Genomic DNA, 26,036 nt, shown 5'->3' on the forward strand with positions numbered 1-26,036 from the left:
ATGCAGCGCAGGCGATGGCGAGGTCACGGACGTACGGCCGCCCTGGTGGCGGCCGTCGTCGTCCTGGCCTCGGCACTACCGGGAGCGGCAGCGGAAGCGGCCCGGGCGGCGCTCCCCCGCCAACCCGTGGAGGTCACCGAGGAGTTCACCACCTCCTTCGAGACCGGCGATCCCCAGCCCACCTGGAGCAACACTGTGGAGACCGGTCCGGACGGCCGGAAGAAGGCGTCCGGGGTCGACGGCGGCTACTCCCCGGGGCTGCCGGGCGATGTGACGGACCGGGTGACGGAGGTGCGGGCCAGCGCCGAGAACACCGCCGCCGGGGAGATCAAGGAGAACCTCGTCGACGGCGAGACCGGCAGCAAATGGCTGGTGTTCGACGACTCCGCCTGGCTGGAGTTCGACCTCGCGGAGCCGGTGGCCGTGGTGCGCTACGCCCTCACCTCCGCCAACGACGCGGCCGGGCGCGACCCGCGGGACTGGACCTTCCTGGGCTCCGACGACGGCGAGAACTGGACGCCGCTGGACACCCGCGAGTCCGAGGTCTTCGAGGAGCGCCAGCAGACCCGCACGTTCCCGGCCCGGAACACCCACGCGTACCGGCACTACCGGCTGGACATCACCCGGAACGCCGGTGAGCAGCTCACCCAGCTCGCCGAGGTGCAGTTCTCCAACGGCGACGACACCACACCGTCCGCCTCCGACATGCGCAGCTATCCCGACCGGGGCCCGGCCGGCTCCCCCACCGGGAAGGCCAACGCCGGGTTCACCGGCGTCCGGGCGCTGCGCTACGCGGGGGTCCACCAGGCCGCGGGCCGCGCCTACTCGTACAACAAGGTCTTCGACGTCGACACGGCCGTCACCCCGACGACCCGGCTCTCCTACCGGATCCACCCCTCGCTCACCGAGGGCGACCTGACCTATCCGGCCACCCGGGTCGCGGTGGACCTGGCGTTCACCGACGGCAGCTATCTGAGCGAGCTCGGCGCCGTCGACCAGCACGGCGCCCCGCTGACCCCGCAGGGCCAGGCCGCGTCGAAGACCCTGTACGTCAACCAGTGGAACCACAAGGAGTCCGCGATCGGCCGGGTCGCCGCGGGCAGGACGATCGACCGGATCCTCGTCGCCTACGACGCCCCGAAGGGACCGGCGAAGTTCCGCGGCTGGGTGGACGACATCGCGATCGCCCCCGAGCCGCCCGCACCGCCCCCGGCCCATGCGGCGGACCACGCGGTGACCACCCGCGGCACCAACTCCAGCGGCACCTTCTCCCGCGGCAACACCTTCCCGGCCACCGCCGTCCCGAACGGCTTCAACTTCTGGACGCCGGTCACCAACGCCGGTTCGTCCAGCTGGCTCTACGAGTACGCGCGGGCCAACAACGACGCCAACCTGCCCACCGTGCAGGCCTTCGCCGCCAGCCACGAGCCCAGCCCCTGGATGGGCGACCGGCAGACGTTCCAGGTGATGCCGTCCGCCGCGGCGGGCACCCCGGACGCCGGGCGCACCGCCCGCGCCCTCCCCTTCCACCACGAGAACGAGACCGCCCGCCCGCACTACTACGGCGTCACGTTCGACAACGGGCTGCGCACCGAGATCGCGCCGAGCGACCACGCGGCGCTGATGCGCTTCACCTTCCCCCGGGACGACGCCAGCGTGATATTCGACAACGTGAACAACAAGGGCGGGCTCACGCTCGACCCCGCGCGCGGTGTGGTGACCGGCTTCTCCGACGTCCGCAGCGGGCTGTCCACCGGGGCCACGCGGCTCTTCGTGTACGGCGTGTTCGACGCGCCGGTCAGCGACAGCGGCCGGCTCAGCGGCGGCGGGGGCAACGACGTCGGCGGCTTCTTCCGCTTCCGGCCCGGCGCGGACCGCACCGTGACCCTGCGCATCGCCACCTCGCTGATCGGTGTCGACCAGGCGCGCGCCAACCTCGCCCACGAGATCCCGGAGACGGCCACCCTGGCCTCGGTCCGGGAACAGGCGCGGGACCAGTGGGACGAACTGCTCGGCCGGGTCGAGGTGGAGGGCGCCACCCGGGACCAGCTCACCACCCTCTACTCCAACCTCTACCGGCTGTACCTCTATCCGAACTCCGGCTTCGAGAACACCGGGACACCGCTGAACCCGGTGCACCGCTACGCCAGTCCGTTCTCCGCGCCGGCGGGCGCGAACACCCCGACCCGGACCGGCGCGAAGATCGTGGACGGCGAGGTCTACGTCAACAACGGCTTCTGGGACACCTACCGGACCACCTGGCCCGCGTACTCCCTGCTCACCCCGGAGCGGGCCGGGCGGATGGCCGACGGTTTCGTCCAGCAGTACCGGGACGGCGGCTGGATCTCCCGCTGGTCCTCCCCCGGCTACGCCGACCTGATGACCGGCACCAGCTCGGACGTGGCGTTCGCCGACGCCTACCTCAAGGGCGTGGACCTCGACGCCGGGACCGCGTACGAGGCCGCGCTGAAGAACGCCACCGTCGCCCCGCCCATCCCCGGCGTCGGCCGCAAGGGCATGGAGACCTCCGTCTTCCAGGGCTACACCAGCACCGCGACCCGCGAGGGCATGTCCTGGGCGCTGGAGGGCTACCTCAACGACTTCGGCGTCTCCCGGATGGGCAGGGCCCTCTACGCGAAGACCGGAAAGGCGCGGTACCGCGAGGAGTCGGAGTACTTCCGCAACCGCGCCCTGAACTACGTCAAGCACTTCGACCCGGCGGTCGACTTCTTCCAGGGCAAGGACCCGGCCGGCGACTGGCGGCTGCCGCCCTCGTCCTACGACCCGCGCGTCTGGGGGCACGACTACACCGAGACCAACGGCTGGAACTTCGCCTTCACCGCCCCGCAGGACACCCGCGGCCTGGCCGCGCTGTACGGCGGGAAGCGCGCCTTCGCCGAGAAGCTCGACACCTTCTTCGCCACTCCGGAGACGGCCGAGCCGAAGTACGCGGGCTCGTACGGCGGCGTCATCCACGAGATGACCGAGGCCCGGGATGTGCGCATGGGCATGTACGGGCACAGCAACCAGGTGTCGCACCACATCCCGTACATGTACGACGCGGCGGGCCAGCCCTGGAAGACGCAGAAGCACGTGCGCGAGGTGCTGTCCCGGCTCTACCTCGGCAGCGAGATCGGCCAGGGCTACCCGGGCGACGAGGACAACGGCGAGATGTCAGCCTGGTACCTGTTCAGCGCGCTGGGCTTCTATCCGCTGGTGATGGGCAGCCCGGAGTACGCGGTGGGCTCACCGCTGTTCACCAAGGCGACCGTGCACCTGGCGGGCGGCCGTGACCTGGTGATCTCCGCCCCGCGGAACAGCGCCCGGAACGTCTATGTCCAGGGCCTGAAGGTCAACGGGAAGACCTGGACCTCGACCGCGCTCCCGCACGCGGAGATCGCGCGCGGCGGCACGCTGGAGTTCACGATGGGCCCGAAGCCGTCGTCGTGGGGCACCGGGAAGGACGCGGGGCCGGGCTCCCTCACCCGGGGCGACGAGCCGCCGAAGCCGATGGACGATGTGACGGTGAACGACGGCTCCGCCCTGTTCGACGACACATCGAGCACGGACGGCCCGCTCTCCTCGGTCACGGTGGAGCCGCGGTCGGCGGCACGGGTGGTGTACTACACGCTCACCTCGTCGCAGAGGGCGGAGGCACCGGCGGGGTGGGTCCTGAAGGGGTCGGACGACGGCGAGAAGTGGACCGTCCTGGACCGGCGGCCGGACGAGTCGTTCACCTGGGACCGGCAGACCCGCGCCTTCGCGGTCGCGCACCCGGGCACGTACCGGCACTACCGGCTGGAGGCGGTGGGGGGCCGGGGGACGCTGGCGGAGGTGGAGCTGCTGGGCTGAGCCGGCTGGACGCTCGCGCTCCCGGCTGCTCCCGGATCGGGCTGTCCGGGAGCGGCCGGAGACCTGATCATGCAATCGTGGAAGGCCGATGAGGGGACCATCCGGCAGGCGCAGACGGTCGGTTCGGTCCCGGGCCACTCCACAGACGTTCCGGAGCACGAAACTGTGATCCGATTGCCCGCCAACATGCTTCAGTTCATCCCCCGCCCGGACAGTGAGGACAACGGTGGCAACAGCGGTACGTGAATGCCTCGCAAAGGCGCAGCGCTCGGCGATGCACCTTGAGATGCGGGACAGCTACATGCGCGATGATCCGGAGTTCATCCGCTGGCAGGGAGGGCACCGTTACGACCCGGCAGACCGGGATTCCTGGTGGCGCTCATGGCTGGACGTGGTGACCGAGACGACCAGCCGGGGCGTGGTCATGCGGCGGCTGCGTGTCGTCTCCGAGCCACTGAGTGAGTACGTGCGGTACGAGTACGACGGCACGTTCACGAACGTCGCAGCGGGTGAAGACGTCCGTTGGCTGCCACGATCGCGCGCGGGTGATCTGCTCCTTCCCGCACTCGACGGCTGGGTCATGGACGAGGAAACCGTGATCCTGCACCACTTCAGCGGTGAGGGCCAGTGGACCGATCCGCGCATGGAAGTCCTGCACGACCCGGAATTGGCTGCGCAGTACGCAAGGGCGTACGAGGCAGCATGGGAACGCGCGATCCCTCACGCGGAGTACTGGCCGAGCTGACGAAGGTACCGGGCACGTTCAGCTCGTTTCGCCCGAGGTGTTGAGCCGCCACACCCAGTGAATGCCCACCTCACCCGGCGTCTGCGGCCCGTCGGGGAGTACCCGCCGCTCGACGTGGGTGAAGCCCAGACGGCGGGGGACGGCGGCGCTCGCGTGGTTGGCCTCGTCGTGCTGGATCTCCAGATGGTCGATCCCCGGCAGCGACCGGCCCTCCCGGACCAGGGCCGCGGCGGCCATGGTGGCGAGCCCCCGTCCCGTCCAGCCGGGGTGGATCCAGTACCCGATCTCCAGCCCGCCGGGCCCGATCCGGCGCATCAGTCCGCAGCTCCCGATCACGGTGCCGTCGGCGACGATCGCGTAGTTGTGGGCCTCCCCCGACATCCACTCCACCTGGGAACGGACCAGGAACTCCGCGGAGTGCTCCCGGCTGTGTTCGGCCGCCCAGGGCATCCACGGGCGGAGATGGTCGAGCGACTCGCCGACCGCCCGGTACAGGGTGTCGAGGTCATCGACACTCCACCGGCGCAGCTCGACCTGCTCGAACGAGAGACTTTCGGAGGGCTGTCCCATGGACGGATGATTCCGCAGGGCGGGGCCGGTCGACAAATGGATTAGGACTTCCTGCGGATCCATGCGGACAGTCCAGGGTGCCGTCTGCCCCGCCAGTGGATCACGCGATGGTCTCCTCCGGCCGGGGTCCGTTCTCCAAGCAGCAGCGGACGAAGTCCTGAACCACGGGATCGGTGTCGTCGGCACGGGCCCACGCGACACCGACCCGACTGGGGCCGACGCCGCTGACAGGGCGATAGGTGATGCCGGGGCGGGCGTAGAAGCGGGCGGCGGAGGCCGGGGCGAGAGCAATGCCATAGCCATGGGCGATGGCACTGAGCCAGTCGTCCGGCTGGTCGGTGACGGCCCCGATACGGACCGGGTGACCCTCGCGATCGTCAGTGGCCAGCCAGTAATCCCGCCACCGGCCCGATGCACGGGGAGCGGCCACGAACGGCTCATCCCACAGCTCCCGGAAGGGGATCACCTCGGACGCGGCGCAAGGGTGCCCCTCGGGGAGGGCGACCCAGCGGGGCTCGGAGAACAGCACCGCCGTTCGCAGAGAGTCCTGGCCGGGGAAGGGCAGGCGCAGGATGGCGACGTCGACGTCCCCGGCTGCGAGCCCGGCGCTCGGATCGCCCCAGGATGCCTGCCGCATGTCCACCCGCCAGCCCGGCCGGCGCCGGGTGAACTCCGCGACGATGTGCGGAGTCCTCTCATTGGCGGCACTGGCCATGGAGCCGACCCGCAGCGTGCGGGCTGCGCGGCCGGCCGCGCTCCTGGTCTCCCGCAGCATCCGGTCCCAGTCGGCCAGCAGGGCGGGCACCCGCTCTGCCAGTGCCCGGCCCGGTTCCGTGAGGGTCATGCCGGTGCGCGACCGCGTGAACAGTCGCATTCCCAGCCGGGTCTCCAGCTGCTTGATCTGCTTGGTGAGCGCGGGCTGCGACACGAACAATCGCTCCGCGGCGCGGGTGAGGGTCCCCTCCTCCGCCACGGCGACGAAGTAGCGCAGCAGCCGAGTGTCCACATCCATGCGGTCAGGTTATGGACGCAGGTATTGGACGCCGCTCCGGGGGCTCGGGAAGGCTTTTTGACGGTGAGCACGCAGAGCTCGCCGACCTCACGACGCACTCGGCTGAGAGGCAGGGCACGTGTTCACCGCCTACCTGATCATCACCGTCATCGCCATCCTGGCCAACGCCGGAATGGCCGTCGCGGACTTCCTGAGAGCCGAGTTCGTCCTCACCAACTCGGCCGCAGTGGGGCTCCCGCGGACCTGGCTCCCGTGGCTCGCCGCGCTCAAGGCCGCGGGAGCCGCCGGTCTCGTCCTCGGGCTGATGCGTGTCCCCGTCATCGGCGTTGCCGCCGCGACAGGGCTCGTCCTGTTCTTCATCGGTGCCATCGCCGCACACGTCCGCGCCCGTCGATACGACACCATCGCGTTTCCCGGCGCCTACCTGGGGCTGGCCACGGCAGCTCTCGTCCTCGGCGTGGTGCGATAGGCATCGGAACGCCGCGTGGGGACCATCCACGGCAGGCAATCACCGTCGTGTCCGCAGTGGTACAGGCCTTGGGAGATGAGGGGGCCGACGCCCCATGGTCGTCGGCCCCCTCGTTCAGGCAGTCGCCGCAGCGGTTACGGCTTCTTGATGCCTATGTAGTCGGCGTAGACCCAGCCCTTGGTGCCCTTGTGAGCTCCGGTGAGGATCTTGCCGTAGTACCAGCTGGTGCTCTTGGTGGTGTATTCGCAGTAGTAGTAGAACTTCGTGTACTTGGCCAGGTGCTCCTTCGAGGAGTAGTTGCTGCTGGGGCCGGTGCGCAGGTTGGCGTTGCTCTTGAGTACATCGAAGTCGATGTTGCTGTAGTTCGAGTTGCACTGTGAGGAGCCGACGGCCCCGGCAGTCGGCGCCATGGCCATCGCGCCACCGGCCAGGACGGCGGTCGCGGCGAGGGTGGTCAACCCTCGCCGGAGCAGAGACTGTCGCAAGACGATTCCCTTTCGGGTACAGAGCGCGGCGCATCAACTTTCGTTCCGCACCACACAGTTCGTGCTGGTCAGCTCGACCATATCCGTGCGGCATCGGCCGACTGTCGCCAGTGGGCGCACTTCACCTCCCCTCCACATGGAAGGGCTCCGAGCCCGTGCCGGGTGAGATTCCGCCGAACCCGCCCGCCGACACACCCGCACCCGCCAGGCGAAGAAATGAGCACGAAAGAGCTCGGGCCTGCCACTCACCTTGAGCCTTTCCCAGCGCACGGGCCCATGTCCGCCTGGACTGGAGGAGCTTCGCGCATGGGACGCCTGCTGGATGAGGGTCTGAGCTGGCTGGAGGTCATGCGCCCTCACTCCACCAAGCCCATGCACGCACTTCTCATCCAGTCGATCCCTCACCGACAGCCGCTGAGTCGCCCCCACGCCGCACCGGTGGTGGGGCAATGCATACCCGGGAGTTACCCCTCGATCGTGGGCCGGAGCCCGGTGTGTCGGCCTGAGCAAGCTCCCGCCCGACCGGGAGAGGCATGAGCAGGTGGTGCGCACGACGCCGGCCCGACAACAGATCGTCAATCGGTCGCCTGCTCCCGTTCTGAGTTTTGTCCAGGAAGAGGTGACGCTCTGCCGCCCCATCGGGGGAAGGATGGTACTGCGGCGCCAACTCGAACACCTACTGGAATTGGGCAAGTTGCGTAACGTAGAGATCCAAGTGATGCCTCCGACCGCGAGGACCACGCCGGCGGTATTGGATCATCCGGGCGCAGGCTCTCAGGCCACGGGAGTCACTGGCCTTCATCGAGAAGTTGCGGGGAGAGGCATGACGATCAAGCCTTCTGGCCTGTCAGAGCTGACGTGGACCAAGAGCAGCCACAGCAGCAACGACGGCCCTGACTGCGTAGAGGTCGCCGCTGTCCCTGACACGGTCCTCGTCCGCGACTCCAAGGACAAGAACGGACCGCGGCTCGCCTTCACCCGGCGCGAGTGGGAAGCGTTCGTCTCCTATGCGGTCGGGCTGCCGGCTCTGAGCCCGTAGCAGCAGCATCCCTGACAACTCCCCCCACGGGACAAGACTGAGGGCCGCACTCCGAAACCGGAGTGCGGCCCTCAGTTGGATCCGTGAGCCCGAGGGCCCGTGAGCCCATGGGGCCCGGCGGTGATCCTTAGTTGCGGATCAGCGAGCGCAGCACGTACTGCATGATGCCGCCGTTGCGGTAGTAGTCCGCCTCACCCGGGGTGTCGATGCGGACGACCGCGTCGAACTCCACGCCGGTGTCGGTGGTGACCTTGACCGTGCGCGGGGTGGTGCCGTTGTTGAGCTCGGTCACGCCGGTGAAGGAGAAGGTCTCCTCGCCGGTGAGGCCGAGGCCCTCCGCGGTGGCGCCCTCCGGGAACTGGAGCGGGAGGACGCCCATGCCGATGAGGTTCGAGCGGTGGATGCGCTCGTAGGACTCGGCGATGACGGCCTTGACGCCGAGGAGCGCGGTGCCCTTGGCGGCCCAGTCACGGGACGAACCGGAGCCGTACTCCTTGCCCGCCAGGACGACCAGCGGGGTGCCGGCGGCCTGGTAGTTCTGGGAGGCGTCGTAGATGAAGGAGACGGGGCCGCCGTCCTGCGTGAAGTCGCGGGTGTAGCCGCCCTCGGTGCCCGGCGCGATCTGGTTGCGCAGGCGGATGTTGGCGAAGGTGCCGCGGATCATGACCTCGTGGTTGCCGCGGCGGGAGCCGTAGCTGTTGAAGTCACGACGCTCGACGCCGTGCTCGGTGAGGTACTTGCCGGCCGGGGTGTCGGCCTTGATCGCACCCGCCGGGGAGATGTGGTCGGTGGTGACCGAGTCGCCGAGCTTGGCCAGCACGCGGGCGCCCGCGATGTCCTGGACCGGGGTCGTCTCCATGGTCATGCCCTCGAAGTACGGGGGCTTGCGCACGTAGGTGGACTCGGCGTCCCACTCGAAGGTGTTGCCGGTCGGGATCGGCAGGGCCTGCCACTGGGCGTCGCCCGCGAAGACGTCCTGGTAGGACTTGTTGAACATGTCCTCGCCGATGGCGTTGGCCACGACGTCGTTGACCTCGGCCTCGGTCGGCCAGATGTCCTCGAGGTAGACGGGCTTGCCGTCCTGGTCGATGCCGAGCGCGTCGGTGGTGATGTTCACCTTCATCGAACCGGCGAGGGCGTACGCGACGACCAGCGGCGGGGATGCCAGGTAGTTCATCTTGACGTCGGGGTTGATCCGGCCCTCGAAGTTCCGGTTGCCGGAGAGCACCGAGGTGACGGCGAGGTCGGCGTCGTTGACGGCCTTGGAGACCTCGTCCGGCAGCGGGCCGGAGTTGCCGATGCAGGTGGTGCAGCCGTAGCCGACGAGGTTGAAGCCGACCTTGTCGAGGTACGGGGTCAGGCCCGCCTTGTCGAAGTAGTCGGTGACGACCTTCGAGCCCGGGGCGAGGGTGGTCTTGACCCACGGCTTGCGGGTCAGGCCCTTCTCGACCGCCTTCTTGGCCACCAGGGCGGCGGCGACCATGACGTACGGGTTCGAGGTGTTGGTGCAGGACGTGATCGCGGCCACGGTGACGGCGCCGTGGTCGATCTCGTACGTCGAACCGTCGGGGGCGGTGACCAGGGTCGGCTTGGTCGGCACGCCGTTGGTGACGGCCGGGGCGTCGGAGGCCGGGAAGGACTCGATGCCCGCCTCGTCCAGGTCGGCGACCGGCACGTAGTTGCGCACGTCCTGGGCGAACTTCTCGGCGGCCTCGGCGAGGACGATGCGGTCCTGCGGGCGCTTCGGTCCGGCGATCGACGGGACGACCGTGGAGAGGTCGAGCTCCAGCTTCTCGGAGAAGTCGGGCTCGGCGGCCGGGTCGAGCCAGAGGCCCTGCTCCTTGGCGTAGGCCTCGACGAGCGCGACCTGCTGCTCGGAGCGGCCGGTGAGCTTGAGGTAGTTCAGGGTCTCGTCGTCGATCGGGAAGATCGCGGCGGTGGAGCCGAACTCCGGCGACATGTTGCCGATGGTGGCGCGGTTGGCGAGCGAGGTGGCGGCGACGCCCTCACCGTAGAACTCGACGAACTTGCCGACGACACCGTGCTTGCGCAGCATCTCGGTGATGGTCAGCACGAGGTCGGTGGCGGTGGTGCCGGGCTTGAGCTCACCGGTCAGCTTGAAGCCGACGACGCGCGGGATGAGCATCGAGACCGGCTGGCCGAGCATCGCGGCCTCGGCCTCGATGCCGCCGACGCCCCAGCCCAGCACACCGAGGCCGTTGACCATGGTGGTGTGCGAGTCGGTGCCGACGAGGGTGTCGGGGTAGGCCTGGCCGTTCCGGACCATGACCGTGCGCGCCAGGTGCTCGATGTTGACCTGGTGGACGATGCCGGTGCCGGGCGGGACGACCTTGAACTCGTCGAACGCGGTCTGGCCCCAGCGCAGGAACTGGTAGCGCTCCTTGTTGCGGCCGTACTCCAGCTCGACGTTCTGGCCGAAGGCGTCCTTGGTGCCGAACTTGTCGGCGATGACGGAGTGGTCGATGACCAGCTCGGCCGGGGCCAGCGGGTTGATCTTCGCCGGGTCGCCGCCGAGCGCCTTGACGGCCTCACGCATGGTGGCGAGGTCCACGACACAGGGCACACCGGTGAAGTCCTGCATGATCACGCGGGCCGGCGTGAACTGGATCTCCTGGCTGGGCTGAGCGCTGGAGTCCCAGTTGCCCAGAGCCCGGATGTGGTCGGCGGTGATGTTCGCGCCGTCCTCGGTGCGGAGCAGGTTCTCCAGCAGCACCTTCAGGCTGTACGGCAGACGGGCGGAGCCCTCCACCTTGTCCAGCCGGAAGATCTCGTACGACTCGTCGCCCACGCTCAGCGTGGCGCGTGCGTCGAAGCTGTTCGCCGACACGACAGTCTCCTTCATCAATGTGCGCGTACCACGGCAATCCTGCCGGTGCAGCTTCTTGCCGATCCGCTGAGGTAAGGCTAAGTTAGGTAACCCTTACTCGGATTCGGCGAGCAGCGGGCAAGTGGTACGCCTCCAGCAGATATCTCGATGTCGAGATAACTCTAGTACATGACCGCCGCGCGGTCATGCCCTGACGGCCGTCGGTGACCGCCCTCATTCACGCGTTCACTCAGCGAACGCACCCCCTTCTCCTCACGTCTCACGAACCCGGATGTCTCACCGAACCCGGTCGCACGGGTGATCACACCGGGGCGCCGGGCGACCGAAACGGCTGAGGTGGACCGTGGGGGCCGCATGTCGAGCCGCCACGCAGCGGCGCCGCACGCGAGCACCGGCGGCGTCCGCCGCCGGCTTCGCACAGAGCGGCACCTGCACAGAGGGGCACGGGGGGCATCGACCGGCAGTGAGCGCTCCCACTGCCGATCCTGTCGCGGATGACAGGTACACATAAGATCGTTCCGCACTCTCGGGCGTGAGCACCGACACCCCAGAAACTGGAGCACTCTTTGAAGAAGCGTTTCATCGTCCCCGCGGCCGTCGCGGCTCTGTCACTGGCCGGGCTTGTACCGGCGGCCTCCGCCGCGACCACCGCACAGAGCGGCACCGTGGCCACCACCGCCGCGGCGAAGTGCAAGAGCCTCAAGTCGCTCAGCACCCTCAACATCCGCAAGTCGGCCACCACCGCGTCCACCATCCTCGGCACGTGGCCCAAGGGGACCAAGGGCTGCGACATCTCCGGCCACACCGGCGGCACGTACAGGAACGCGTGCGGGATCGACAAGTACAACGGCTGGCGCAAGGTCAACTACCGGGGCACCGTGGGCTACGTCCCCAACGTCTGCGTCATTTACGCGTAGTAGCACATTGCGGAATTCTCTTTCCCATCTCGCCCGCTGACTGCGCCGAGTGCCGTCACCTCGGGCACGCCGCACTGGCCACGCCATGGGCCAGTGCGGCGACCGCGCACGATGGCGCGCCTGACCGATGTGAGTGCCCGGTGACCGCCCAAGGGGCGAGTGCCGCCACGGAGCGCCCGCGAGTCCTTCGGGGTGCCGATCCGCCGCCCGAAGGCTCACTCCGAAGACCGTGGGCTCACTCCGAGGGGCGTGGGCTCACTCCGAGGGACGTGGGCTCACTCCGAGGGACGGGCGGTGATCCGCTTCTCGAACCAGAAGTGGGCGTACGGCTCGTCATTGAACGGTTCGACCTCCTCGAAGCCGACGGAGTGGTACAGACCGATCGCGGCGGTGAGTGCCTTGTTGGTGTCCAGGCGCAGCCGGTCGCGGCCGTGCCGGACGGCCCGCGCCTCCAGCTCGGCCAGAAACCGCCGCCCGAGCCCGAGCCCCCGGGCCTGCGGAGCGACCCACATCCGCTTGATCTCGGCCGGGGCGCCGGGCGGCAGCTTCAGGCCGGCGCAGCCGATCGGCTCGCCGTGCAGCCGCGCGACGAGGAACAGGCCCCGCGGCGAGCGGAGTTCACCCGCGTCCGGCAGCAGACTCCGCTCGGAGTCGAAGCCGGTGTCGAAGCGTTCCTGCAGCTCCGCGTAGTAGGCGTGCAGACAGGTCCGGGCGTCAGGGCAGTCCGGGTCGACGGGATCCAGGACGACGGTCCCGGCGGTGAGCAGCCGCTCGGCCTCGGCCATGGCGGCGACCAGCCGGGCACGCTGGGCGGGGTTGAGCGGCTCCAGCAGGGAGCCGGCCAGCTCGTCGCTGCGGCCGTCGAGCACGGCGCGCTCGGCGCGGCCCGCCGCGGTGAGCCGGACGGTGCGCACCCGCCGGTCCCGGGCGTGCGGCTCCACGGTCACCAGCCCCCCGGCCTCCAGGGAGCGCAGCAGACGGCTGACGTAGCCGGAGTCGAGCCCGAGACGCTCGCGCAGCCGTCGCACGTCCTGCCCCTCTTCACTGATCTCCCAGAGCAGCCGGGCCTCACCGATGGGCCGGTCACGGCCCAGATAGTGATCGTGGAGCACGCCCACGCGTTCGGTGACGGTGCGATTGAACCGCCGCACCTGGTCGATCTGCCGTGCGTCGATCCGTGCCCCGTGGGCCTGCCCCGCGTCGATCCGTGCCGCGTCGGTCTGCCCTGCTTCGGCCTGCCCTGCTTCGGCCTGCGCCGCATCGGTCTGCTGCCCATCGGTCTGCTGTGCGGTCTGCGCTGCATCCATTCTCTGACCATAGTCAGAGAATCACTGCAGGGACAGCCCGGGCAGGCGACCACCTTGAGGAGGTGCGCCGCGGGATGACGTGGCGCGGGGCGGCGGCACGGCGCGATGACCGGGTGGCTCACGGCCGCGGCCCCACGGCGGTCGGAGGCGGATACGGAGGGCGCATGCCGGGGAGTGCGGGGCGGGCGGCCGGGAGCGTTCAGGAGGCCCGCACCGGCCCCTCGGCATGGCGGCCGGGAGCGAAGCGGTCGATCGCGGCGCGGATCCGGCACTGCCGCTCACGCCGCGGACCGCCGCGCACGGCGACCCCGAGCGCGTAGTAGGGCACGGGCCGGGACCGGCCGAGCTCCCGCCCGCCCGGAAGGGTTGCGTGCGCGCGGAGAACGAGCACCAGGACGCCGCCGCTCCGGGTGAAGCCGGTCGCCTCGACGTCGGCCCAGGGGACGGTCGCGGCGCGGCGGCCGCGCACCGTGGTGAGGCCGGCGGCGTCTATCCGCAGCTCCGGCTGCCGCCACGCCGGGACCAGCGAGACCAGCAGCGCGAGCACCCCGGTCACCATCGGCAGGGCGGCGTAACCGACCGCACCCGGAGCGGCCATGATCTCCGCGAAGCCGACCGCACGACTCTTCGAGAGAACCGCTGCCCCCCAGGATCGACACCGTTTCCAGCAGCAGGAGGGCCGCCATCAGACCGACGGCGACGGCACATACCCCCAGAACGCGCCGCCCCCGCTCGGGCGGCAGCACCAGCGTGCCGCCCGCGCCGGGCTCGGCAGGTGTGGCGGCGGCAGCTGTGGACATCTCGATTCCTCCCCCGGACGGCCGTGCGCGCGACGGATCACGACAGATGTTGAAGATCGTAGGGGCGTCACCCGATCGGCCGCACCGCCCCCGCCGGCTTTTCGCGGGACGACGGCGAGGGCGCCGGGGAACCGCGCACACCCGGCCGGACCGGGCCGTTCCACCGTCCGCGCCGCCCAACAGGCCCGGAATCACACCCCGGTGCAGTATGTGGGTGGGAAGGTGCGCGTTCATCCCGTCCCGCACCACTTCTGGTGCGGGTGTCGGCAGGTGGCGCGCCCGGTTCGCCACCCGAGCCTCATCTCATATCCGAGATATCCTCACTCGCATGGCAGACGATTACCTCGTACGCATCGGCAAGCTCATCCGAGACGCCCGCCAGCACAGAGGCTGGACTCAAGCCGAGCTGGCCGAGGCTCTCGGGACGAGTCAGAGCGCCGTGAACCGTATCGAGCGCGGCAACCAGAACATCAGCCTTGAGATGATCGCACGCATCGGCGAGGCACTGGACAGCGAGATCGTCTCGCTCGGATACGCGGGCCCCATGCACCTCCGCGTCGTCGGCGGCCGGCCGCTGTCCGGCAGCATCGACGTGAAGACGAGCAAGAACGCCTGTGTGGCACTGCTCTGCGCCTCGCTGCTCACCTCGGGGCGGACGACCCTGCGGCGGGTGGCCCGGATCGAGGAGGTCTACCGGATCCTGGAGGTGCTGGGGAGCATCGGCGTCCGGGCGCGCTGGGTCAACGGCGGCAGCGACCTGGAGATCGTCCCGCCCGCACAGCTCGACATGGAGAGCATGGACACGGCGGCGGCCCGCCGGACCCGTAGCGTGATCATGTTCCTGGGACCGCTGCTGCACCGGCTGGACCACTTCCGGATCCCCTACGCGGGCGGCTGCGACCTCGGCACCCGGACCGTGCAGCCGCACATGACCGCGCTGCGCCACTTCGGTCTGGAGGTCGCGGCGACGGACGGCACGTACCACGCACAGGTCGACCGGAACGTCACCCCGGGCCGCCCGATCGTGCTGACCGAGCGCGGCGACACCGTGACCGAGAACGCACTGCTGGCCGCGGCGCGGCACGACGGCGTCACCGTCATCCGGAACGCCAGCTCCAACTACATGGTCCAGGACCTGTGCTTCTTCCTGGAGCAACTGGGCGTCACGGTCGAGGGGGTCGGCACGACGACGCTGACCGTGCACGGCGTCGCGCACATCGACCGCGATGTGGACTACGCCCCCTCCGAGGACCCGGTGGAGGCGATGAGCCTGCTCGCCGCGGCGGTGATAACGGAGTCGGAGCTGACGGTCCGCCGGGTGCCGGTGGAGTTCCTGGAGATCGAACTGGCCGTCCTGGAGGAGATGGGCCTCGACCACGACCGGAGCCCGGAGTACCCGGCCAACAACGGCCGCACCCGGCTGGTCGACCTGACCGTGCGCCCGTCGAAGCTGCGGGCGCCGATCGACAAGATCCACCCCATGCCGTTCCCGGGACTCAACATCGACAACGTCCCGTTCTTCGCGGCCATCGCCGCGACGGCCCAGGGCTCGTCCCTCGTCCACGACTGGGTCTACGACAACCGCGCGATCTACCTGACCGACCTCAACCGCCTGGGCGCCGGCGTCAAACTCCTCGACCCGCACCGGCTGCTGGTCGAGGGGCCGACACGCTGGCGGGCCTCGGAGATGATGTGCCCGCCGGCGCTGCGCCCCGCGGTGGTGGTGCTCCTGGCGATGATGGCGGCGGAGGGCACCTCGGTCCTGCGCAACGTCTATGTCATCAACCGCGGTTACGAGGACCTGGCGGAGCGGCTGAACTCGGTGGGGGCGCAGATCGAGATCTTCCGGGACATCTGAACTACGGATGCCGCCGCACCCTTTCCGGCCTGCGTGAATACGGGCCAGGAGGGGTGCGGCGGCATGTCTGGGACTTCTCTGGGACTTTGCACCAGGACCGAGCTTCTGCCGGTCGACTTGCGGCCATGCGAAGACCGCGTCGACGGCCGCCGCGCGCACCGGCGCGGGGCAGGAAGTGCGCGAGGGCAGCACCGATGCTTCCCAAGCTCAGAGCGCGGGTTCGATTCCTGTCACCCGCATCGCGCAGGAGCCCCAGGTCAGCGGCCCGCGGCTTACTCACTGGGAAGCCGCTTGATGGACCGAAGCTGTTACACCGTGTACATCAAGCCTGCACTACGCGTATATCTCGCCATTCTCCCGGAATGCGTTGCCCCTCCTGGCCGGCACCCCCATTCTGGAGCGTTCGCCACCAGCACCAAAGGGGGACAGGTGAACGTGCCGCGCCGTGCCGCTAACGATCCTGACGTCATTGGACAGACCACTGGTCTGATCGGTTTCCTCAAAGAGGTCGTACAAAGCAGCCATAACCGCCTACGTGATGACCGCCGTTCACGGGAGCGCCTGTGGCTGGCCGACCTGCCGGCCTCCGTGCACCGTCCGTCGGACCGGGCCGATGGGCTGTTGCTCACCCTCGACCACGTACCGCAATCCGCACCACCGCCCCCACCTGAAGTATTGGAGGGGTGGGTGTCCGCTGAGCAGTGCCAGGACGCGGACGGCGGTGATCCGGCGCTCGCCATCGAGGGTCCGGGGCAGGAGCTCGCGCGCACCGGCGATAGCCCGCAGCAGCGGGAGGAAGAAGCGGGGGATCGCACCGTCCGCCGGGAGGAAGCGGCTGAAGTGTTGCGGGCCTACGGTCCTTGGCTCACACGGTGGCGACGTTGGGCGGATCGGGAGCGTGCGGAACGGGCTCTTCGGGAGCTCTACGAGCTGGTCTACCACTGGCACCAGAAGTTGACCCAGCAGGACGATCAACTCGAACTTGTTTTGGCTGCTGGCCTCTTGACTTGGAGAGACCCGCGCGGTGACGCCGTGCATCGCCACGTACTCACCCACCGGGTGGAGACATCTGTAGACCGTAAGACTGCCCGGCTCGTGGTCCGGTTGACGTCCGAAGGAGCCGTGCGGCTTGAGGACCAAGCGTTCCTAGACACCGATGACGGTTGGGCCTCCGAGCGTTCGGCTGCGCTCGCGGAGGATATCGCCGCCCAGTCACTGCATCTGCTCGGTCAGGAGGTCCTGGAGCAGCTGACTCAGTGGCAGGACCGGGCGCTACAGCGTCCAGTTTCGTTCAGCGCAGAATGGCAGCCGCCACGCGAGCCCGAGCCAGGCGCGCGCCTCACCTACGCTCCCGCCCTCGTACTACGTCCACGGGACCGCAACGCCCTGTTGAGCTTCTACGACCGGATCGCGGACAGCGTAGCTTCCGAAGGGCACGCACCCTTGGGGCTGGCACAGCTGGTGCTGCCCCTGAACTCCGAGGAACGTGCGAGCTGGAACGACCGCGAGATCCCGCCGCTTTTCGGCGACGACCCGCTCTTTCCCGGAAAGACGAACGAGCGGCAACGCAGTGTGCTGCGACGGCTGGAACACGACACGGGCGTGGTGGTGCAGGGGCCGCCGGGCACCGGCAAGACGCACACGATCGCGAATTTGGTCTCCGCCTTGCTTGCCCAAGGTCAGAGAGTTCTGGTGACCAGCGCCCGCGACCAAGCTCTAACAGTGCTACGGGACAAACTCCCTCCCGCTGTGCGTGACCTGTGCGTGCTCTTGCTCAGCTCGGTGCGCCAAGACGGGGCGGACGAGCTGGAACGCACGATCAACTCCCTGACCGACCAGGTTGCCACGAGCGACCCCGAACAGCTACGAGACGAGATCCGTCGGCTTTCGGCACGGCGGGAAGAGGTGCGGGGCAGGATCAGCGCGCTCACGGAGCAAGTGATTGCGGTGCGGGAGGCCGAGGTCTATCGGCACTCGGAAATCGCTCCCGGATACGCCGGCACCCTGGCCGCGATCGTCCAGCGCGTCGTCGATGGCACCGAGCGCTACTCCTGGATCGGCCTGGTTCCGGACCAAGGGCAGGCCGCCTCTGCTCCGCCACTGTCTCCCGCGCAGGCCGTGGAACTGCTCAGTCTGCTACGCGACGGTGCCGCCGAGCTACGCGCAGAGGGCACTCTGCCTGATCCGGCCTCTCTCCCCTCCCCGGAAGACCTGGCCAATGCACTCGCGGCCAGTTGCGTCACCAATGACGGTCTGTCCGCCGAGGAGGCTGCCATCCGCGATGAACTCGCCCAGCTCGACGCCTCCGTCACCGACGAACTCGCCTCGCTCGCGGGTGACTGCCGCACGGCTCTTCATCATCTCGGCGTGCCACCGTCGGCCAGGCAGTGGGATACGGACAAGTGGATCACCAAGGCCCTATCCGACAGGCTCTCCCGCGACGGCCTCACGCTATGGCAGCTGGTTTCCGACGCGGAAGCTCAGCTCGACGCCATCAGGCGGCAGGTGGACGGGCAAGGCATGAAGCGCGTCCACCTGCCTGAGAGGCTCCCCGCCAACCGAGCCGATGAGATGCTTGCAAGAGGAATCGCCTTGCGTGAGCATCTCGTCTTGGGCGGCAAGCTGCGCGCTCGCGGCAGCTTCCGCGTTGCGAAGGCGCAGAAGGCCGCTCAGGATCTTCTGGACACGTGCACCGTCAGCGGCCACTCACCCGAAACGCTGGAGGACGTCGAGGCTGTCCTCGCCCACCTGAGCGCCCACTCCACGGTTGCCACACTCGCCGAACGCTGGGCCCAAGCCGGAGCCCCGATTCCCGAAGGACGGACTGAACTCCGTGTGGCCGCACTGTCTGAGGCCCACGCCCGCCTGACGCACATCGACGCGTTCGGAGCGTCCCGTGAACACATCGACGGACTGCTCGTGCGTCACGGTCTGCACATCCCTCTCACATCACGTACGGCGTGGCAGGAGTTCATCAACGCACTATCCGCTCTCTCCAGCCGCCGGACCGCAGACGAGGCCACCGCCCGGCTTGCTGGGTGGGAAGAGCAACTCCGCACCCCGGTTGAAGGCTCTCGCCCGGCCGCGGAAGCACTGGCCGCAGCCCAGGCAGTCCGGGAGCGAGACACCGACCGCTACGCCAAGGAACTCGACGCATTGCGGGAAGCGCATCGGCGTGAGCATCGCCGGCGCCGATGTGATGTGCTTCTGGGCAGCGTTCGTGCGGCGCACCCTCTGCTCGCCGACGATCTGGCGCAGAACCCCGACAACCCTGAGTGGGAAGTTCGGCTGGACTCACTGGCCGAGGCGTGGGCCTGGGGAGCCGCTTCTGCCTTCGTGCGTCGTCAGCGATCACATGGGCGCGAACGTCACCTTGAAGGCGAGCTGTCCCAGTGTGAAGGGAACCTGGAGTCGCTGACCGGCGAACTTGCCGCCACTTGGGGCCGGTTGCATTGCCTTGAGCGTATGACTCAGGAGCAGCGGTCCGCCCTTCAGGCGTACCGCAACCACATGGCCTCGTACGGTAAGGGAAAGGGCCGCAACGCGGGCCGCTACCGTGCTGCAGCCCACGACGCCATGAAGACGGCGCAGGGGGCGGTACCCGCGTGGGTCATGCCCATCTCACAAGTCGCCGAGACGGTACTTCCCCAGCGGGACGCGTTCGACGTGGTCATCGTCGACGAGGCCAGTCAGGCAGGAATGGACGCCCTGTTCCTGCTGTGGCTCGCTCCGCGCGTGATCGTTGTCGGGGACGACAAGCAGTGCGCGCCCCCGGTCAGCGGCATGGGCCGCACACAGGCGATCCACGATCGGCTCGTCTCCCACCTGCCGGATATGCCGCCGATGCTGCGCACGCTCTACGGCCCCGCGACCAACCTCTACCAGTTGCTGTCCACCTTCTTCCCGAAGGTGATCCGACTGGAGGAGCACTTCCGGTGCATGCCCGAGATCATCGGCTGGTCGTCGCAGACCTTCTACAACGACAAACTTCAGCCGTTGCGCCAGTACGGCGGTGAGCGTCTCAACCCTCTCGTGACCCACTTCGTCGATGGAGCCATAGCCCAGGGGCGCGACAGCCGGCTCCGCAACCCGAAGGAAGCCGAGGCCGTCGTCGAGTGTCTGGCCCAGCTCGTGGAAGACCCTGCCTACCGGGACAAGACCATGGGGGTCATCACCCTCCAGGGACCGATCGGGCAGGTCAAGCTCCTGGAACAGCTGATCAACACGCGCATTCCGGCCCCAGTACGCGAGCGCCACAAGATCCGTGTAGGCAACCCGGCGTCGTTCCAGGGAGAGGAGCGGCACGTCATTCTGCTGTCGATGGTCGCCAGCGATCCGCCACGCGTCGCGGGCGGTGCGCGCAGCGAGCGACAGGCTTATAACGTCGCTGCGTCCCGAGCCCAGGACCAGATGCGACTCTTCTACTCAGTTCCACCGGATCGCCTCAAGCAGGGGGACTTGCGCCTCAACCTCCTTGCCTACATGGAAAACCCTCCGGCCGCACTTGCCGCCTCCGACGACATCGGGGAGGTATCCGCCGAGGTCCCGCAGAAGCCGTTCGAGTCGCTCTTCGAGCAGCACGTCTACTTGCGCCTGAAGGCTCGCGGATATCACGTCATCCCGCAGTGCCCGGCTGGAAGTAAACGCATCGACCTCGTGGTCGTAGGCGCTCGCGGGCGTCTGGCCGTGGAGTGTGACGGTGACCGGTACCACACGACACCTGAGCAGATCCGGCACGACGAGCAGCGTGACCGTGAACTTCAGCGGGTGGGGTGGACGTTCTGGCGTCTTCCAGAGAGCGAGTTCCGCTTCGACCCCGACCATGCCCTGTCCGGCCTGTGGGAGAAGCTGAATCGACTGGGCATTCATCCGGCCGCTTTCCGCACCGCCGATGACGAGCCGCCGTCGGGTCCTGCTTCCTCCGACATGCAATGGACTCCGCTCGACCTCTCCTCCGACGAAGGGCTGGCTGAGGACCCCGCGGAATCCCCCGACCATCACGACGCGACCGCTCCGATCGCCGCCCTCGAAACGACAGAAGTCGAAGCGACCAACGACAGCACGGAAGGCGCAGCATGAGCCCGCAGTCCCCCATCGGCATCCTGGACGGCAACACCCTGGAGGAACTGGCCCGCGTCATCTGCGGCGACGAGCACCTCTATTACCGGAAGGGCTTCGAGATCGCCCGCTTCCTGGAGCACGCCGGCTGGCAGAGGGTTCCGGAGTACGACGGCGAGTACCGCAAGGAGTGGACGCTCGCGCGGCTCTCCGAGCGTCGGGAGGACCCGTCCGACCTGGAAAAGGTTCTGCTTCGCCTCGCCGACCCACGCGAATATTTCGACGAGCCCGAGCAGCTCCCTGCCGTCGTCGCCGCCGTCAACGCCTTCCTCGTACACGAGGGAGCCCGCCTGGAGAACCCCGGTGGCCGGCCCCGTCTCGTCGCTTGCGACCCCTCTCTCAACTACCCAGGTAGCCAAGGGCCGGTCGAACTCAAAGCAGCCATGACCGATCTCATCAACGACAAGGACATGGCGAGTCTCCTCCAGCACCGCTTGGACGAGGCCCGGACCTGCTACGCCAACGGTGCTCACGTGGCCGCCATCATCATGCTCGGCAGCCTTCTCGAAGGCGTCCTCGTTCATGTGGTCCAGGAGCGCGACGCCTCACTGCTCGGCCGGATGTCTCCGGACAGGGTAAGTCTGGATACCCTGATCAAGACCTGTCACGACGCAGGCTGGATCGGCGCCGACGTCGAGCGCTTCTGCCACGAGCTACGCAAGTACCGCAACTTCGTTCATCCTCGCGCTGAAATCCGCGAAGCTCACGCTCCCGACCGGGACACGCTGAACATGTGCTGGCCCGTGGTGAACGCGGTCCTGAACGACCTTGCCGGATCACAGCCCGAAGCACCTTAGCCGTACTGAGCTGTGACTTTGTCCTGTAGCACTGGTGCGATCCATCAGGGGGAGCAAGTTGAAGAACGCAGCAGCCGTACTGACAGATCTGTCGCAGCCGTCGAACGTCGCGACTCACTCCAGCATCGCGCTCGTCGGCAGCGTCGACGCAGCGGGCGCCGAAGAGGACGGAAAGAGGAAGGAGAAGGAACTCGACGCCCTACGACGCAAGCCGATGCTCCAGGCCCTAGCCACGAAGGAAGTCAGCTCCTTCCGACTAGCCCCTTGGACTGCGCTCCATACTCTGGCCCGAGCAGTCACTCTCGCCCGGCGGGGAGCAGGTCGGGGCCTCGCCGAGCACTGGGGAAGCCTCAAGTACAATCAAGCCCTGACCGGGGATTCTGGCGCGTACATGAGGCTCTCGGCCGAGGGCCGGGAGACAGCGGACTACTACAAGGCGCTCCAGTCGGACGAACTCGGGATCGGCTTCGCTCTCTCGTTGGCCAAGCAGATCTTAAATCGTCGCTACCCGCAGCACGTCATTTCGATCGTTCCAGCCGACACAGCCCTGCGGGCGGGCTGGGCTCTGACCAGCAGGGACAAGGGGCCCCGAGCCGGCTATCGATACCGTCCACGGTTCTTCGCCGAGGTCTGGAAGCCCGGTGAGCCGTCACGGGTCTTCCCGATCGAGTCCAAGGGCAATCACAGCAACGCCTCGGCGTCTCACGACCAACTCGCCTCTGCTTCAGCCCACGTGGAAGCAGTGCACATCGGATCGTGGAACGAGACGCCGAGCCTGGTATTCAGCACAGAGCTCCCCGTGGACGGCCCCCTCACCGTCCACGCCCTGCATGCTGCCGGAAGAGACGGCCGATTGAACCACTCAACGGGAAGTACCACGAGGAACGTAGACCATTTCGTCGAGGACGAAAACTTCTTCCCGGGCATCCAGCGGCCGACGGAAGGCGACAGAACTCCGGAGAAAGAGCCCGGATTCCACATCACCCCGGAGCGCCGCGAATGGTTCAGGCACGTGCTCGCGCGAACGGAAGCCGCCGGGCTAACCGCCTTCGCCGGTGACGGTCAGGCAACTGTCCAGTACCTGACCAGGCGGCAGGGCAGGCGTCACTTCACCGGCTTCGCGCACGCAGCCACAGGCAGCGTGCAAGATGCCCGTGAGCAGCTCCTCGGCATTCAGTTCGTCGGCACAGACCACGTTTTCCGGCTGAACAGAACACGCGTTGAGGCGTTCTCCGGCGTCGCGGAAGACCTCTTCCGCCATCTTGAAGGAGGCAGGGTGGAGCGCTATCGCCGCGAGGTCTACGCCCGACGAGATACCTGGCCCCTTGATACATGGGACGGCAGGTGGCGCGGGCCAGTCTCGGTGAATCCTGACGGATCTGTGCTTGCCATGAGGGTGCTGACCTCCTGAGCTGCCTGGCTCCTCAAGGCCCTTCAGCATCACAGCCCACAGACAAACCAGTCGACCTGCCAAACCTTGCGTGAGCAATGCGTGAGCGGACAGGGCGGCGCGAGCCGCACACACAAGGACCACGGCTCACCCCTCCCGACGCTGACCAGCAAGAATGTCACCGCTCAGCAAGGCGGGCACCACCCGGAAAGGTCCAATCCCACTTGTAAAGCGAAGGTCGTCGGTTCGAATCCGACAGGGGTCTCTACTCAAGTCTGTTCTGGCGAGGACCTTCCCGAAATCTCATTGTAAACGCCGGATCGTCGGGATGACGACCATGCCGCATGGAGGAACGGGGCCGGCCTCAGTGACCTCCACGTGGGCACCCCCAGCACTCCTGCAGATAGTCAACAGGCCGCGGTCCCGCAGGGCATAGGCCGAGCGCCATTCTCCCGGCATCCAGGCGCTCCAGATCTCTCACCAGTTGCGAGCCGCTGCAGAAGCGTGCGCTGTTGTTCAGTCACGGCCGACCACCGATGCACGAGCCCTAGCCCACACCCCACCCCCTTTCCCTGCATAGAGCTGAAAGAGTGGCCGTCGGCGGTGGGAGTCCTCTGGGACTTTTCTGGGACTTCCGGCCACATCAACGAGCATGACCGTGAAACAGCGGAACGACTATCTGCGCAGGTCAGTACCCCACAGCCACCCATCACAGCAGCTCACGGGACCGCCTGGTCTCTTCCGGGACATCTGAGAAACGGGACCAACGTCAAATCGCCACCCGCAACGACAGTCGCTCAACCTGCCCGGTGGGAGAACTTCCGGAATCGCAGGAAGTAGCTCGCGATCGGGCCCGTCGCCCTCAGTCGGCTCCCGGGCCACCAGGTCGATTGCATGGGGTAGCAACTACCGGCTGGAAGGTGCGGCAGCACGAGGAGGACCCGCAGACGCCCGTATCCGCTCGAGTCGGCTGCGGGCGCCTGCCTCGTTGTCGGCTTGCACCGTTCATGAGCGTCAGGGGGCTCGGCGAAGACGCGGAGGCTTCCTCGGCGGTGGAACAGCGGGAAGGATCTCCCACAGCGGTCGCCCGCCCCGGGCCCACTGTTCCAGCAGGTGCCGGTCAACCAGGTGTAAGCGCTGCTGCCGGGCGAACTCGCGAGCGGGCCGGGAGATCTTCCCGTTCGTCACCATCACGACGACGTCACCACCGTGCACCGGCCGGCCGGTGCCGTTGAGGGTCTGCAGCTCCGGAGTCCCGATGGCAGAACCGTCCAGCCCCTTCCTGCGATGCTTGCACTGGATCACCCAGAACCGGCCGACGGGATCGTGACCCTTCACGTCGGCGCCGAGGTCGCCCCGACCGCCGCAACGCAGCGCGTCGCGTGAGCCGTCCCGGGCGAGCAGGTCGCGCACAGCGACCTCGAAGGTGCTGTGGTGCATGGCATCCAGCTGGCCGAGCGAGTAGGTGAGGCCCTCGACCCGTATCTGCGCGGACCGCATCCGGTCAACCTGCCTGTATACCCAGCCCACGAACACGAACAGCGCGAGCAGGCCCAGCACGAGCAGGATCCACCAGTGCACCCACACCCACTGTCCGACTTTGACCAGCACCACTACGACGAGAACCAGCGCGCCCAGGGCGGCGAGCAAGCTCTCATCGCTCTTGCGCCGTCGGCGGCGGGGGCTCACCAATGCACCGCCGCCCTGGGGCGCGGCGCCCTTCGCACGCCCTGGTCGGTGCGATAGATGTCGTCGTATTCCCTGCTCCCCGGCATGGTCCCCCTCTTCCGCAGTTCCCCGACTTCTTATGACAGCACCCGGCACTGACAGCGGGCCCGGCGTCGCGATCACCCGTCCGAAAATCGCCGTGCCGCCCACCGGGTCCGCACAGTCGTGGAGTTGGCCGCCCTGAATTGTCAGTGCCGGTCGCTAGCGTCGAATGTCGAGCCGAGGACCACCCGGCCCCGACTGCGGGGCACTCCCCGCTTCATCGCCGAGGACCGCCCGTGACCTACGTACGCCCGCACTACCGCCGTGACGGCACCTACGTCAGAGGCCACAACCGCCGCACCCGCCCCCGCGCCGCGCAGCCCTATTCAGCGCCCCGACCTGCCACCCCGCGTCCCGCTCCCATGTCACGGCCGCGGCCGGTCCACACCGGCCCGACGACCCGCGTCCGTCCCTACCACCGCTCGGACGGCACCCGCGTACGCGGACATCACCGGTCCATCGAACCTCGCACCGTCGCCGTGGCAGCAGGCACTGGAGGAGGCGGTCTCCTGCTGCTCCTGTTACTGCTGGCCCTGGCCAACGGGCCGGGAACAGGCAGCAAGACACCGGTCGACACAACACCATCGCACCCGGCAACGGTCTCGGCAACGCACCGCCCGTAGGCCGCGACCCGCACGGCCGCAGCGGGCCCGGATCCGACGGGCCCTGCTGCGGCCGTGCAGCCGGCGGACGCCTGATCCGTCATCGGCCCCGAAGGCATTGCCCGGCGTGCTCGTGGACCTGTACCATCGCATTAATGCACCCATGTGCGTATTAGGCTTCTCGATTGACGAGGACGCACTCATGCATTACTCCGAGTTCACGGCCGCATCGCCGGGCACGAGCGTGAAACGCCTGCAGGCCGGGTGCAGTTCGGTCTCCGCCGCCGTCCCCGGTGGGCCACGGGGCTCGCTGGAGCCCTCCCGGGCATGACCGGCTCCCCGCTGCCGCTGTGCGTCCCCCGCCTCGGGCCGGGACATGGCCGCCTGGTCGCGGGCCTGGCTGGAGACCGCGGGGGTCAACGCGCTGACCCCGCAGGCGACGTACGACGCCCGGAAC

At 68.3% G+C, this 26,036-nt stretch carries 16 protein-coding genes and 3 pseudogenes; 11 read left to right on the forward strand and 8 right to left on the reverse strand.

The window, feature by feature from the left end; all coding sequences use genetic code 11:
• The 3 genes and pseudogenes from ABT112_RS27750 (at nucleotide 1) to ABT112_RS27760 (ending at nucleotide 4,597) form a co-directional block, all read left to right on the forward strand.
• Complete coding sequence (locus ABT112_RS27750) at nucleotides 1-3,852, forward strand: GH92 family glycosyl hydrolase (protein WP_351514118.1); 3,852 nt, start codon at nucleotides 1-3, stop codon at nucleotides 3,850-3,852.
• 54 nt (nucleotides 3,853-3,906) lie between these two features.
• Nucleotides 3,907-4,098: pseudogene (locus tag ABT112_RS27755) on the forward strand (hypothetical protein); the annotation flags it as partial.
• Nucleotides 4,079-4,597, forward strand: coding sequence for a DUF6879 family protein (locus ABT112_RS27760; protein ID WP_351514120.1), 519 nt, complete (start codon nucleotides 4,079-4,081; stop codon nucleotides 4,595-4,597). The pseudogene ABT112_RS27755 and the gene ABT112_RS27760, both read left to right, overlap by 20 nt.
• Nucleotides 4,598-4,615: 18 nt before the next feature.
• Here ABT112_RS27760 and ABT112_RS27765 read toward each other — a convergent pair whose 3' ends face one another.
• A complete protein-coding gene (locus tag ABT112_RS27765; protein WP_351514122.1) occupies nucleotides 4,616-5,167 on the reverse strand; it encodes a GNAT family N-acetyltransferase in 552 nt (183 codons plus the stop codon).
• 100 nt (nucleotides 5,168-5,267) lie between these two features.
• Nucleotides 5,268-6,179: a LysR family transcriptional regulator gene (locus tag ABT112_RS27770; RefSeq protein ID WP_351514124.1), complete on the reverse strand. Its 912-nt coding sequence runs from the start codon at nucleotides 6,177-6,179 to the stop codon at nucleotides 5,268-5,270.
• A gap of 118 nt (nucleotides 6,180-6,297) precedes the next feature.
• On the opposite strand from ABT112_RS27770, the gene ABT112_RS27775 reads away from it, so the two are divergent.
• On the forward strand, nucleotides 6,298-6,648 hold the full coding sequence (locus ABT112_RS27775; protein WP_351514126.1) for a DoxX family protein: 351 nt from the start codon (nucleotides 6,298-6,300) through the stop codon (nucleotides 6,646-6,648).
• A 134-nt stretch (nucleotides 6,649-6,782) separates the two neighbouring features.
• On the opposite strand, the gene ABT112_RS27780 is transcribed toward ABT112_RS27775, so the two are convergent.
• Complete coding sequence (locus ABT112_RS27780; protein WP_351514128.1) at nucleotides 6,783-7,133, reverse strand: SH3 domain-containing protein; 351 nt, start codon at nucleotides 7,131-7,133, stop codon at nucleotides 6,783-6,785.
• A gap of 535 nt (nucleotides 7,134-7,668) precedes the next feature.
• Here ABT112_RS27780 and ABT112_RS27785 point away from each other — a divergent pair.
• Together ABT112_RS27785 and ABT112_RS27790 are read left to right on the forward strand one after the other, a co-directional pair.
• Nucleotides 7,669-7,960: pseudogene (locus ABT112_RS27785) on the forward strand (Scr1 family TA system antitoxin-like transcriptional regulator); the annotation flags it as partial.
• A 38-nt stretch (nucleotides 7,961-7,998) separates the two neighbouring features.
• Nucleotides 7,999-8,172: pseudogene (locus ABT112_RS27790) on the forward strand (DUF397 domain-containing protein); the annotation flags it as partial.
• Between the two features lie 127 nt (nucleotides 8,173-8,299).
• Here ABT112_RS27790 and acnA read toward each other — a convergent pair.
• Nucleotides 8,300-11,020 carry an aconitate hydratase AcnA gene (gene acnA, locus ABT112_RS27795; protein WP_351514132.1) on the reverse strand — a complete coding sequence of 907 codons (2,721 nt, stop codon included), beginning with the start codon at nucleotides 11,018-11,020 and terminating at the stop codon, nucleotides 8,300-8,302.
• Between the two features lie 566 nt (nucleotides 11,021-11,586).
• Between acnA and ABT112_RS27800 the strand changes: the two genes are divergently transcribed.
• Nucleotides 11,587-11,937 (forward strand): hypothetical protein, encoded by a 351-nt coding sequence (locus ABT112_RS27800; protein WP_351514134.1) that lies wholly within the window; start codon nucleotides 11,587-11,589, stop codon nucleotides 11,935-11,937.
• Between the two features lie 275 nt (nucleotides 11,938-12,212).
• On the opposite strand, the gene ABT112_RS27805 is transcribed toward ABT112_RS27800, so the two are convergent.
• Together ABT112_RS27805 and ABT112_RS27810 are read right to left on the reverse strand one after the other, a co-directional pair.
• Nucleotides 12,213-13,112, reverse strand: coding sequence for a bifunctional helix-turn-helix transcriptional regulator/GNAT family N-acetyltransferase (locus tag ABT112_RS27805; protein ID WP_351514153.1), 900 nt, complete (start codon nucleotides 13,110-13,112; stop codon nucleotides 12,213-12,215).
• A gap of 331 nt (nucleotides 13,113-13,443) precedes the next feature.
• Entirely contained in the window at nucleotides 13,444-13,842 is a 399-nt protein-coding gene (locus tag ABT112_RS27810) for a PH domain-containing protein (protein ID WP_351514135.1), read from the reverse strand.
• Nucleotides 13,843-14,372: 530 nt separating this feature from the next.
• Here ABT112_RS27810 and ABT112_RS27815 point away from each other — a divergent pair.
• The 4 genes from ABT112_RS27815 (at nucleotide 14,373) to ABT112_RS27830 (ending at nucleotide 23,228) form a co-directional block, all read left to right on the forward strand.
• The gene (locus ABT112_RS27815) at nucleotides 14,373-15,902 is read left to right on the forward strand and encodes a helix-turn-helix domain-containing protein (RefSeq protein WP_351514137.1); all 1,530 of its coding nucleotides are present in this window, start codon (nucleotides 14,373-14,375) and stop codon (nucleotides 15,900-15,902) included.
• Nucleotides 15,903-16,331: 429 nt separating this feature from the next.
• Nucleotides 16,332-20,981, forward strand: coding sequence for a PDDEXK-like endonuclease domain-containing protein (locus ABT112_RS27820; protein WP_351514139.1), 4,650 nt, complete (start codon nucleotides 16,332-16,334; stop codon nucleotides 20,979-20,981).
• Nucleotides 20,978-21,817, forward strand: a complete 840-nt coding sequence (locus ABT112_RS27825) for a DUF4145 domain-containing protein (RefSeq protein WP_351514141.1) — start codon at nucleotides 20,978-20,980, stop codon at nucleotides 21,815-21,817. The genes ABT112_RS27820 and ABT112_RS27825 overlap by 4 nt, the downstream gene beginning before the upstream one ends.
• Before the next feature lie 34 nt (nucleotides 21,818-21,851).
• Nucleotides 21,852-23,228 carry a hypothetical protein gene (locus tag ABT112_RS27830; RefSeq protein WP_351514143.1) on the forward strand — a complete coding sequence of 459 codons (1,377 nt, stop codon included), beginning with the start codon at nucleotides 21,852-21,854 and terminating at the stop codon, nucleotides 23,226-23,228.
• Between the two features lie 993 nt (nucleotides 23,229-24,221).
• On the opposite strand, the gene ABT112_RS27835 is transcribed toward ABT112_RS27830, so the two are convergent.
• Together ABT112_RS27835 and ABT112_RS27840 are read right to left on the reverse strand one after the other, a co-directional pair.
• Nucleotides 24,222-24,896, reverse strand: coding sequence for a restriction endonuclease (locus tag ABT112_RS27835; RefSeq protein ID WP_502975470.1), 675 nt, complete (start codon nucleotides 24,894-24,896; stop codon nucleotides 24,222-24,224).
• 890 nt (nucleotides 24,897-25,786) lie between these two features.
• Nucleotides 25,787-26,036 (reverse strand): hypothetical protein (locus ABT112_RS27840; RefSeq protein ID WP_351514147.1); only part of this gene is annotated, 250 nt, incomplete at its 5' end.

Source organism: Streptomyces sp. NPDC002055, assembly GCF_040296705.1.
Classification (GTDB): domain Bacteria; phylum Actinomycetota; class Actinomycetes; order Streptomycetales; family Streptomycetaceae; genus Streptomyces.